The 10,429-nt window shown below is 63.7% G+C and carries 11 protein-coding genes and 1 pseudogene; 4 read left to right on the top strand and 8 right to left on the bottom strand.

The window, feature by feature from the left end:
• From I5M_RS25425 to I5M_RS25410, 4 genes are all read right to left on the bottom strand, one after another.
• On the bottom strand, window positions 1-839 hold an 839-nt coding region (locus I5M_RS25425), incomplete at its 3' end, for an AI-2E family transporter (protein ID WP_022723970.1).
• 115 nt (window positions 840-954) lie between these two features.
• A complete protein-coding gene (locus tag I5M_RS25420) occupies window positions 955-1,560 on the bottom strand; it encodes a Smr/MutS family protein (RefSeq protein ID WP_022723969.1) in 606 nt (201 codons plus the stop codon).
• A 4-nt stretch (window positions 1,561-1,564) separates the two neighbouring features.
• Window positions 1,565-2,899 (bottom strand): MltA domain-containing protein, encoded by a 1,335-nt coding sequence (locus I5M_RS25415; RefSeq protein ID WP_040771896.1) that lies wholly within the window; start codon window positions 2,897-2,899, stop codon window positions 1,565-1,567.
• Between the two features lie 52 nt (window positions 2,900-2,951).
• A complete protein-coding gene (locus I5M_RS25410) occupies window positions 2,952-3,659 on the bottom strand; it encodes a Tim44/TimA family putative adaptor protein (RefSeq protein ID WP_022723967.1) in 708 nt (235 codons plus the stop codon).
• 434 nt (window positions 3,660-4,093) lie between these two features.
• On the opposite strand from I5M_RS25410, the gene secB reads away from it, so the two are divergent.
• Window positions 4,094-4,567, top strand: a complete 474-nt coding sequence (gene secB / locus I5M_RS25405; protein WP_022723966.1) for a protein-export chaperone SecB — start codon at window positions 4,094-4,096, stop codon at window positions 4,565-4,567.
• Between the two features lie 154 nt (window positions 4,568-4,721).
• Here secB and dnaQ read toward each other — a convergent pair whose 3' ends face one another.
• Genes dnaQ through I5M_RS25385 form a run of 4 tightly spaced genes read right to left on the bottom strand, consistent with a single transcriptional unit; the run spans window position 4,722 to window position 7,531 of the window.
• Window positions 4,722-5,417, bottom strand: coding sequence for a DNA polymerase III subunit epsilon (gene dnaQ / locus I5M_RS25400; RefSeq protein ID WP_022723965.1), 696 nt, complete (start codon window positions 5,415-5,417; stop codon window positions 4,722-4,724).
• 39 nt (window positions 5,418-5,456) lie between these two features.
• Window positions 5,457-6,056: a dephospho-CoA kinase gene (coaE, locus tag I5M_RS25395; RefSeq protein WP_022723964.1), complete on the bottom strand. Its 600-nt coding sequence runs from the start codon at window positions 6,054-6,056 to the stop codon at window positions 5,457-5,459.
• Window positions 6,057-6,086: 30 nt separating this feature from the next.
• Window positions 6,087-6,695 (bottom strand): nucleoside triphosphate pyrophosphatase, encoded by a 609-nt coding sequence (locus I5M_RS25390; protein ID WP_022723963.1) that lies wholly within the window; start codon window positions 6,693-6,695, stop codon window positions 6,087-6,089.
• The gene (locus I5M_RS25385; RefSeq protein WP_031337561.1) at window positions 6,692-7,531 is read right to left on the bottom strand and encodes a pyruvate, water dikinase regulatory protein; all 840 of its coding nucleotides are present in this window, start codon (window positions 7,529-7,531) and stop codon (window positions 6,692-6,694) included. Before I5M_RS25385 ends, I5M_RS25390 begins: the two co-directional genes overlap by 4 nt.
• 453 nt (window positions 7,532-7,984) lie before the next feature.
• On the opposite strand from I5M_RS25385, the gene hemJ reads away from it, so the two are divergent.
• The 3 genes and pseudogenes from hemJ to I5M_RS25370 form a co-directional block, all read left to right on the top strand.
• On the top strand, window positions 7,985-8,425 hold the full coding sequence (gene hemJ, locus I5M_RS25380; protein WP_022723961.1) for a protoporphyrinogen oxidase HemJ: 441 nt from the start codon (window positions 7,985-7,987) through the stop codon (window positions 8,423-8,425).
• Window positions 8,426-8,695: 270 nt separating this feature from the next.
• Window positions 8,696-9,961, top strand: coding sequence for a transcription termination factor Rho (gene rho, locus I5M_RS25375; RefSeq protein WP_022723960.1), 1,266 nt, complete (start codon window positions 8,696-8,698; stop codon window positions 9,959-9,961).
• A gap of 88 nt (window positions 9,962-10,049) precedes the next feature.
• Window positions 10,050-10,429, top strand: a pseudogene (locus I5M_RS25370) (tRNA uridine-5-carboxymethylaminomethyl(34) synthesis GTPase MnmE); the annotation flags it as partial.

The raw sequence follows: 10,429 nt of genomic DNA, 5'->3' as shown, positions 1-10,429 counted from the left end.
AATGCGATCAGCACGACGCCCTGCCAGATCGATCCGGTGGCGATCAGATAGATCGCGACGGGGAGCCAGACGATGCCGGCGCCCACCGCGGGCAGCAGCGACATGAAGGCCATCACCACGCCCCACAGCAGCGCGCCGGAAATGCCGAGGATGTAGAAGATCACGCCGCCGAGTCCGCCCTGGATCAGAGCGATCAGCATGTTGCCCTTGACGGTGGCGCGGATCACCACGGTGAACTTGCCGAGCAGTCTGTTCTCCTGCTCTTCCGGCAGCGGCAGTGCGCGGCGGATCTTGGCGGCGATCCGGTCGCCGTCGCGCAGCAGGAAGAACAACAGATACACCATCACGAACAGGTTGACGGTGAAGTCGACGGTGCTCTGGCCGATGCCAATCGCCTTGCCGGCGAGATACTGGCCGCCCTGAGTCAGAGTGCTCGACAGACGGCTCGGCAGCTCGGAAATACTGCCGATGCCGACTTGCGTCAGCGCGTCGTCGATCCAGTCGGGACGATGCGCCACGATGGTCTGGAAATAGCCGCTGATGTCGATCTGGCCGGATTCGACCCGTCCGTAGAAGCTGGCGGCCTGCTGCGCCAGCGCCAGACCGATCAGTGTCAGCGGCAGGATCACCAACATGACGATCAACAACAACGTCGCCAGTGCCGCCAGATTGCGGCGGCCTTCAAGGTCGCGGCGAAGCACGCGGTTCAGCGGCGCGAACAGGATGGCGATCACCGTGCCCCACAACACCGCGCCATACAGCGGGTACAGCAGCCAGCCGAGAAGGGCGGTCACCACCACCATCAGCAGGATGAAGAACTTATTATCGGGCTGCTGCATCCTTGAAGTTTCCTGCGTCGCGGCGTCGAGGGGGCTTGCCGGAGCCTTTTGAACAACAGCGATCGGCCACGATCGCTCCCACCTTATCGTATAGTCGAGAAAGCCCGGCTGCGGCTCAGATCCTTGCGCGACGGACCCGAACATACAACGCACCTTCGCCGCCATGGCCGAGGTGAGCCTGGTCGAAGCCGACCACGTAGGCGCGGAACTCCGGCAGGCCGAGCCAATGCGGCACCTGACGGCGTAGCACGCCGCGCTCGGAGTCGCCGCTCGCACCCTTGCCGGTGATCACCAGCACGAAGCTGAGCCCGTCGTGACTGGCGCGTTGCAGGAAATGCAGCAGTGCGTGATGCGCACGCGCCTGGGTCATGCCGTGCAGATCGATGCGTGCGTCGATCTGCTTGCGACCGCGCGACAGATGCGAACGCTCGCGCCGGCCCAGCGTCGCCAAAGGTGGCGGCCCAAGGGGCGTCGCCGGCTTCGCCACGCTCTTCGCGGCCGGCTTGACGACGCTTTTGGTCGCGCGGATCGGCGGCTGCGGCGTGGGCGACGGCACACCCGGGTCGGGCACGGCTTCGGCAGCGACCAGCTTTACGCGAGGTCGTCCGCGCAGCGGTTTGACCTGCTTGGCCACGCTCTCCCACAGCGCGCGCTCGTCCTCGCCCAAGGGACGGCGGCGGCGCGACATCGGGGGTTCGGCCGGTGGGAACAGGCGTTTCATGCCGTCAGCGGTGCCGATGATGATGGTGATGCCGGGCGCGGCCGCGATGCGACGGCTGCGCTTTCGGCTTCCCGGCGCTGGTCTGCTGCGGCCGCGATTCGGGCAGCGGCAGCGTGCGGCCGCGCGCCACCGGATCGAGCCCCACCGGCAGCAGCATCCAGAACCGCGCCGGCTGCCGGATGCGTCCGGCGATGGCGCCGGCTTCCGGTCCGGCACCGAAGTACAAATCCGCCCGGGCCGGCCCGACGATCGCCGAGCCGGTGTCCTGCGCGATCATCAGTTGATGAAACGGAGTCTTGGCCTGCGGCGCCTCGATCGGCAGCTCGCCGGCGATGAAGAACGGCGTGCCGTAGGCATGCAGGTTCTTGTCGACGGCGATCGAGCGATTCGGCGTGAGCGGCACGCCCTGTGCACCCACCGCCTCATCGTCTTCCTTCAAATTGAGCTTGCGAAAGAACACGTAGGACCGGTTGGCGCGGCGCAGTTCGTTGGCGCCGTCCGGATTGGCCTCCATCCAGTCGCGGATTCGCTGCATCGACATCTGCTCTTTGGGGACGAGACCGCGCTCGATCAGGATGCGGCCCACCGGCGTATAGGGAAAGCCGTTGTGCGCATCGTAATTGAGTCGGATGACGCCACCGCCGGCGAGCTTGACGCGAGCCGATCCCTGGATCTGCGCGAACAGCAGATCGGTCTGGCTCGCCAGCCAGCAAATCTCCAGGCCGCGGCCCGCAATGGCGCCGTCTTCGATCTGGGCGCGATCGTAGTATGGCACAAGTTTGCGCCGGCCGATCTTGCGATAGACCGCGCCGCCGTTCGGCAGCGGATCGTCCTGTTTGTAGCCGCGGACGAACAGATTGGACGGACGGCGATAGACCGAAACGGTGAACTGATCGGTGCGAACCGTCGAGCCTTCGATCACCGGTTCGTAGTAACCAGTGACGAAGCCATCGGCGTCGCCGAGTTTTGAGATCTGCAGCGCCACGAAGTGACGTTGGAAAAACGCCCGGGCTGCTGCCGTATCGGCGATGTGATCGACACGCGCGGCACGGCACGGTTCGCGCAACGACAGACCGATCGGCTTGGCGGTGTCGTCCTGGGCAAACACGGCGCGGCAGGAGCCACGAAACGTCTTGAAGGCAGCCAGCAGGTCGTCGGCATCCCAGCCGATGACGTCGCTGAAGTTCATCGGCAGATATTGAGCGCCGGGGATCTGCAGCGGCCATTCGGGGTGAAGATGGCGATGACGGGCGACGTGGTGCCAAGCACCGTGGAAATGATTGTGGCGGTGCCGCGCCTGCGCGGCTTCGTGAGGCACAGCCAGACTACTTCCAACCAAGACGATAACGGCCGCGCAGCGCGCGGCCGTGCGGAGCCGAGCGCGCTTTGCGCTACTGGCCGCTGCCGGTGCCAACCAGCTTCCAGTTCGGATCGCGCGAGCCGACATCGCGCGCGAAGGTCCAGACGTCGGTGATATCGGCGACCTTGTCGGGCGTGCCGTCGACGATGGCGCCGGTCTTGTCGCGCGTCACCGAGATCATCTGGGAGACGAAACGCAACGTGATCTGCGCCGAGCGTTCGCGCACCTCGGCGCCGATCAGCTCGGCCTTCTCGATGGCAACGAAGCGAGTCTCGGTCTTGTACTCGTTCTTCTCGCGTTCCTTGATGGCCGCGTCGAAGCTGTCATAGACCTCGTTCGACAACAGATCGCGCAACGCGCGGCGGTCGCCATTAGCGAAGGCGAGCACGATCATCTCGTAAGCGCTCTTGGCGCCGGCGACGAAATGCTGCGCGTCGAAAGACGAGTCCTGCTGCAGGATCGCGTTGAGGCCATGCTCGAGCGGCGAGTTCGGCTCGGCGATGCCCTTCCAGCGATCCGAGGGCGGCAGTACGTCGGCGGTCGGACCGACGGGCGCCTGATCGATGACGCTGCCCGGCATCGACACCACGTTGGTGTCCTGCTTGCCGGGCACCATGTCACGCGCGGTCGCCCGATCGAACGGCGGGCGTTCGCTGCCGGTGCGTTGGCCGAGCACATTGCGCAGACGCAGGAAGATGAACACCGCAAGCGCCAGGAAGATGATGGTGTAAATATCCACGTCGCATTCACTTTCTGATCGGGGCCGACCCGGCCTGCGCGAGCTTCGCCGCTGCGATGAGGCGAGTATCGGCGCGCAAGGCCAGCCTCTATCCATTTAGTCACGAAGCCGGCCGCGCCAATGCCGCGTTTTGGCACAGCTTGGCGAATCGGCAAACCCGAAGCTGGTCTTTGGGCCCAACGGGGCCGGGATTGTACGCCCTTCGGGCCCAACTGGGAACCGAAGCCTTGGCCGGTGTCGGCGCCTTGCCTTGACGGGCTGTGATTAAGGAACCTCTAAAAGAGCCCCGTGTGCGCCGAGCGTCGACCTTGTGGACGGCCCGGCGGCTATGATAGCCACGCCCGAACATTGTTCCTGCCCTGCGCGAGAGGGCCCGAGGTCCAGAGGGCCGAGGCCGGCCGCGCGTCCTGACCAAAGCTCCAGGAGACATATCGATGACCAACGGTAACGGCGCGCCGCCAGAGGGCGGAGCTCCCCCGCAACTCAACGTGCTGGCGCAGTACACCAAGGACCTGTCGTTCGAGAACCCGAACGCGCCGGGCTCGCTGGCACCCCAGCAGCAGCAGCCGGCGATCAACATTCAGATCAATGTCGGTGCCAACAAGCTGTCGGACACCGAATACGAAGTGACGCTGTCGATCGAAGGCAAGGCCGAATCCGGCAGCACCGTGATGTTCAGCTTCGAGCTGGCCTATGCGGGCGTGTTCCGCATCCTCAACGTGCCGGAAGAAAACCTGCACCCGCTGGTCATGATCGAATGCCCGCGGCTGCTGTTCCCGTTCGCCCGCGAGATCATCGCGAGCGCGGTTCGCGACGGCGGCTTCCCGCCGCTGATGCTCGATCCGGTCGATTTCGTTGGCCTGTATCGCCAGAACCTCGAGCGCGCCCAGCAGGGCCAGCCGAGCTGAGGGCTACATCTCTCTGCGAATTCGCCGAGTTCAATTTTCTCTACGTCGTGGCCGGGCTTGTCCCGGCCATCCACGCTTTTAAAGCCATTGATACAGCAAGACGTGGATGCCCGGGACGAGCCCGGGCATGACGGCGTGGGGATATTGCTGCCGATCACTCGCCGGACGCGTACTCTTTCCAGATCGCCTTATCGCCCATGGTGGCGATGAAGGCGCGGTGGGCTTCGAGATCGATCTCGCTGACGCGAGCGGCGAGCGGCGAGGGCCGCTGGCGGCGCGGCGTGTCACCGATCTGGCCTGCCCGCTCGACCGGCACGTCAGCCAGGATGAGTTGCGACTGCCGGGCCCCGATCAGGTCGATATAGACTTCGGCCAAAAGTTCGGCGTCGAGCAACGCGCCGTGCTTGGTGCGGCGCGAATTGTCGATGGCGTAGCGCGAGCACAGATCGTCGAGCCGGTTCGACACGCCCGGATGTTTGCGGCGCGCCAGCAGCAGCGTGTCGACCAGCCGCTCGCGCGCGATCGCGGTGCGCGGCAGCCGCGCCAGCTCGGCATTGATGAAGCCGATGTCGAACGACGCGTTGTGGATCACCAGCGGCGCATCGCCGATGAACTCCAGAAACTCGTCGGCCACCTGAGCGAACAACGGCTTGTCGGCGAGAAATTCCGTCGACAGGCCGTGGACCGCGAAGGCCTCCGCCGGCATGTCACGCTCGGGATTGATGTAGCGGTGAAACGTCAGGCCGGTCGGCATCCGGTTGAAGATCTCGATACAGCCGATTTCGACCAGCCGATCGCCGCGCAGCGGATCGAGGCCGGTGGTTTCGGTATCGAGAACGATTTCACGCATCTTGGATCGAGGCCACCATCATGACTGGCGCCGGCCGAATCATTGCCGCCGCTGCGGCATCTTAGCAGCCGCATCGAGGATTTCCCGGATCCGCAGCCGCACCGGGTCGAGCCCGAATGACGTATCCACCAGGAAATCAGCGCGCTTGCGCTTTTCGGCATCGGGCATCTGCCGCGCCAGAATAGCGTCGAGCTTCTCGGCCGTCATGTTGTCGCGCGCCAGGATGCGTTCGCGCTGAGCCTCGGGCGAGGTCGTGACGACGACCACCGCGTCGACCCGCGTTTCGCCGCCGGTTTCGAACAGCAGCGGCACATCGACGACCGCGACCGGTGCGCCCGAGCTTTCCGCATCTTCGAGAAAGCGCTGCTGATGCGCACGCAGCATCGGGTGCACGATGCCCTCGAGCCGCTTCATCGCAGCAGGATCGTGCACGACCTTGGCCGATAGCAGACCGCGATCGACTTTGCCCTCCCGCGTCGTGCCCGGAAACGCCGCTTCGATCACCGGGACAGCTTCGCCTTCATAGACTTTATGCACCGTGGCATCGGCGTCGTAGACCGGCACGCCGGCCTCGGCGAACAGCTTCGCGGTGGTGGATTTTCCCATCCCGATCGAGCCGGTGAGCCCAAGTATCAGCATCGCGCGCGCCTCGCTGACGACATTGCCGGCCTAGAAGGCCAGAAGTTTCTGGCTACGCAGAAATTCGAGCAAGGGCAACAGCGGCAGGCCCAGAATAGTGAAGTGATCGCCATGAATGCCGGCGAACAGATGCACGCCCAGCCCCTCCACCTGATAGGCGCCGACACTCGACGTCACCTTGTCGCCGGCTTCATCGAGGTATGCCGAGATCTCCGCATCCGACAGCGGCCGCATCGTCATGCGGGCAATCGACACATCTGAAAATACAGCGACGCCGTTGCGCGCCAGAGCGACAGCCGAATGCAGCTCGTGGCGGCGACCGGCGAGTTCGCGCAATTGTTTGGCGGCCTCGTCGCGGCCAGCGGGCTTGTTGAAGCCACGGGCGCCGAGCGCCAGCGTCTGGTCGGCGCCGAGCACGAGCCGGCCCGGATGATGATTCGATACCGCAATGGCTTTTTCGCGTGCCAGAAGCGCGGCGATTTCGCCAGGCGCGACCAGGCCAGAGGCTTTGGCAATGCCGCGCTCGTCGATATCGGCGGGAATCGCCTCGAACGGAATACCGGCCGCACCGAGCACGGCCTGGCGCGCGCTGCTTTGCGACGCCAGCACCAGTGGCTGCGGCCCGAGCCACAGCGTCATTCCGCTGTCCTCTGACGCTGTCGATCGGCGAGGAGTTTCATGATCGCGGCCGCGGTCTCTTCGATCGAACGGCGAGTGACGTCGAGCAGCGCCCAGCCGTATTTGGCGCTGAGCTTGCGCGCCATCAGTACCTCGTCGGTCACCGACTGCCGGTCCACATAGGTGTCGTTGCCATTGCCGGCGCCGAGACTCAGAAGGCGATTCTGCCGAACCTGAATCAGCCGCTCCGGCGAAGCATGCAGGCTAACGACCAGCGGCTTACTCAGCGTTTCCAACTCGGACGGAATCGGAATGCCGGGGACCAGCGGGACATTGGCGGTGCGGATGCCGCGATTGGCCAGATAGATCGACGTCGGCGTCTTGGACGTGCGCGAGACGCCGACCAGAACGACGTCGGCCTCTTCGAGGCCTTCGGTGTGCTGGCCGTCGTCATGCATCATCGAATAATTCAGCGCGTCGATGCGCTGGAAATATTCGGCGTTGAGCGTGTGCTGGGCGCCGACGCGGCCGGTGGTGGAAGCACCGAGATAGGCCTCGAACAGCTGCATCACCGGGCCGATGATCGACAGACTCGGGCAGTTGATCTCCTGGCACTCGGCCTCGAGCCGCGACACGAGTTCACTCTCGAGCAGCGTGAACAGCACGATGCCAGGCGATTCCTCGATCTCCTGCAGCACGCGGTCGAGCTGCTTCTGGCTGCGCACCAGCGGATAGACGTGCTCGACCGGGCTGACATTGGCGTATTGCGCCGCCACCGCGCGGGACACCGTAATCAGCGTTTCACCGGTCGAGTCGGAGACCAGATGAAGGTGAAAATAGCTGCCTTCGGTCAGCATCATGACCCTGTGTATCCTGTGAACAGCGGGGCGAGCGCCGCCTGATCGCAGCCCCGGCGGCGCTGTGGTCGGGATAACCCGGTTTTTTCTTCACAGGCCTCGGGTGAGGAAGGCATCGCGGGAGTAGGAGTGAGGTTAGCGGGATCGTGTGGATTTGTCTCTTGATAATGCGGCCGGTATCGCAAGCAAGCCGCGGTGGCACAGCGACTGTAGTCCGATCTGGAGGAATCGAGAGCGTGCCTGTGCAAATGTGAGTCGCACGGGGATAATCGGAGAAGCGAATTGAATCGCCTCAATCCACGGCCACTTAGACTCAAACCTTAAGAATCTATAAATATTGTTTAGAGAAGGGGCGCTTGCGGAAAAGTCCGTTCTGGCTCATTCGATCAATGCACGAGGCTGGTGAACGGTTCCTTACGCGATCCTCGTCCGGCGCAGCGATGGAATACGCGTATGTTCGAGTGGGTCTACGTCTACCCTTGGGTGAAGGCGCTGCACGTCATCGCCGTGATCTCCTGGATGGCCGGCATGCTCTACATGCCGCGGCTGTTCGTGTATCACTGCTCGGCCGAGGTCGGATCGGTGCAGTCCGAGACCTTCAAGGTGATGGAGCGCCGGCTGTATCGGGCGATTATGAACCCGGCCATGATGGTGGCCTGGGTCGCTGGTCTGACGATCGCCTGGCAGCAGTCCTACTTTGCCGTGCCCTGGTTTCATCTCAAACTGGCGGCCGTCGTGCTGATGACCATCATCCACGTCATGCTGGGCCGTTACGTGCGCGATTTCGCCGCAGACAAGAACCGGCACACGCATAAATTCTATCGAATTATCAATGAGATACCGACTATTTTGATGATCGGCGCGGTCATCTTCGTGGTCGTCAAGCCGTTTTAGTGCAAGGAAAAGCAGCGACGGAGCCCAAGCGAGCAGCTTGCGAAGCGTCCGGCGATTTTCTATAGTCGTCGTGTCCCACCTAAAGCAGGCGAATGTGGTTGCGATCCGGTCTGATTGAACCGGCCGCCGCATCGGGTTGAAGCCTCTCTGCACCTTCCTTGCTCAAGACGGCGTCGACTCGAAGACCCGCGGACCTTCTGTTGTTTCTAGGCCGCGCTGTCTTCCGTCTCCCAATCCCCCTCTCTCTTCGACTTCCACAGGACGACCCCCATGCGGGAAATGAAACTACAAGACCTCAAGGCCAAGACGCCGGGCGAACTCGTGTCGTTCGCCGAAGAGCTGGGGGTTGAGAACGCATCGACGATGCGCAAGCAGGAGCTGATGTTCGCCTGCTTGAAGCAGCTGTCGGCGCGCGAAACCGACATCATCGGCGAAGGCGTCGTCGAGGTGTTGTCCGACGGCTTCGGCTTTCTGCGCTCGCCGGACGCCAACTACCTGCCGGGCCCGGACGACATCTATGTCTCGCCGTCGCAGATTCGCCGCTTCGGCCTGCGCACCGGCGACACTATCGAGGGCCACATCCGCAGCCCGAAGGAAGGCGAACGCTATTTCGCGCTGCTCAAGGTCAACACGCTGAACTTCGAGGATCCCGAGAAGTCCAAGCACAAGGTCAATTTCGACAATCTGACGCCGCTGTTTCCGGACGAGCGCTTCCGGCTCGAGATCGACGATCCGACCCGCAAGGATCTGTCGGCCCGCGTCATCGACATCGTGGCGCCGATCGGCAAAGGCCAGCGCGCCCTTATCGTGGCGCCGCCGCGCACCGGCAAGACGGTGCTGATGCAGAACATCGCACACTCGATTACCGCCAACCATCCCGAGTGCTATCTGATCGTGTTGCTGATCGACGAGCGGCCCGAAGAAGTCACCGACATGCAGCGTTCGGTGAAGGGCGAGGTGATCTCCTCGACCTTCGACGAGCCGGCGGTGCGCCACGTCCAGGTCGCCGAGATGGTGATCGAGAAGGCCAAGCGCCTGGTCGAACACGGCCGCGACGTCGTCATCCTGCTCGACTCGATCACACGCCTGGGCCGCGCCTACAACACGGTGGTGCCGTCCTCCGGCAAGGTGCTGACCGGCGGCGTCGATGCCAATGCGCTGCAGCGGCCCAAGCGATTCTTCGGCGCTGCGCGTAACATCGAAGAGGGCGGCTCGCTGACCATCATCGCCACTGCGTTGGTCGACACCGGCTCGCGCATGGACGAAGTGATCTTTGAAGAGTTCAAGGGCACGGGTAACAGCGAACTGATCCTCGACCGCAAGGTCTCGGACAAGCGCACCTTCCCGGCGATCGACATCTCGCGCTCCGGCACCCGCAAGGAAGAGCTGATTACCGATCCGCAGGTGCTGAAGAAGATGTACGTGCTGCGCCGCATCCTGAACCCGATGGGCACCATGGATGCGATCGACTTCCTGCTCGACAAGCTGCGCAACACCAAGAGCAATTCCGAGTTCTTCGACTCGATGAACACTTGATCCGGCTTCTTGCCGATCAGCGAAAGGGCGCCCATTGCGGCGCCCTTTTTGTTTGCGTTCGACAAGACGGCTCGGCAAAGACAGCGCCATGCATCCGCGCGATCAGACGATCTTTGCACTCGCCACTGGGCCGCTGCCGTCGGCGATCGCGGTGGTGCGGATCTCGGGGCCGCGCGCCGGCGAGGTGCTGATCGCGTTGATCGGATCATTGCCGGCGCCGCGCTTTGCCAAGCGGGCGGTACTACGTGGCGCTGATCAGCAGCCGATCGATGACGGTTTGGCGCTGTGGTTTCCGGCGCCGCACAGTGCGACTGGCGAAGACGTTGCTGAACTCCACATCCATGGCAGCCGGGCCGTGCTCGCGGCACTGATCGTGAGATTGTCCAGCTTCGCGGATGTCCGCGCGGCCGAGCCCGGCGAATTCACCCGGCGAAGTTCGAGGACGGGCAGCTCGATCTCACCGAGGCT

The organism is Rhodopseudomonas sp. B29, assembly GCF_000333455.1.
Taxonomy (GTDB): Bacteria; Pseudomonadota; Alphaproteobacteria; order Rhizobiales; family Xanthobacteraceae; genus Rhodopseudomonas.
Note: the sequence above shows the minus strand (reverse complement) of the source record. Positions and strands in the feature narration are given on the sequence as shown.

Bases quoted from the DNA above. Each gene is read 5' to 3' on its own strand.
- I5M_RS25420 (WP_022723969.1), bottom strand. From the start codon at position 1,560: ATGAAACGCCTGTTCCCACCGGCCGAACCCCCGATGTCGCGCCGCCGC.
- secB (WP_022723966.1), top strand. From the start codon at position 4,094: ATGACCAACGGTAACGGCGCGCCGCCAGAGGGCGGAGCTCCCCCGCAA.
- dnaQ (WP_022723965.1), bottom strand. From the start codon at position 5,417: ATGCGTGAAATCGTTCTCGATACCGAAACCACCGGCCTCGATCCGCTG.
- coaE (WP_022723964.1), bottom strand. From the start codon at position 6,056: ATGCTGATACTTGGGCTCACCGGCTCGATCGGGATGGGAAAATCCACC.
- I5M_RS25390 (WP_022723963.1), bottom strand. From the start codon at position 6,695: ATGACGCTGTGGCTCGGGCCGCAGCCACTGGTGCTGGCGTCGCAAAGC.
- I5M_RS25385 (WP_031337561.1), bottom strand. From the start codon at position 7,531: ATGCTGACCGAAGGCAGCTATTTTCACCTTCATCTGGTCTCCGACTCG.
- hemJ (WP_022723961.1), top strand. From the start codon at position 7,985: ATGTTCGAGTGGGTCTACGTCTACCCTTGGGTGAAGGCGCTGCACGTC.
- rho (WP_022723960.1), top strand. From the start codon at position 8,696: ATGCGGGAAATGAAACTACAAGACCTCAAGGCCAAGACGCCGGGCGAA.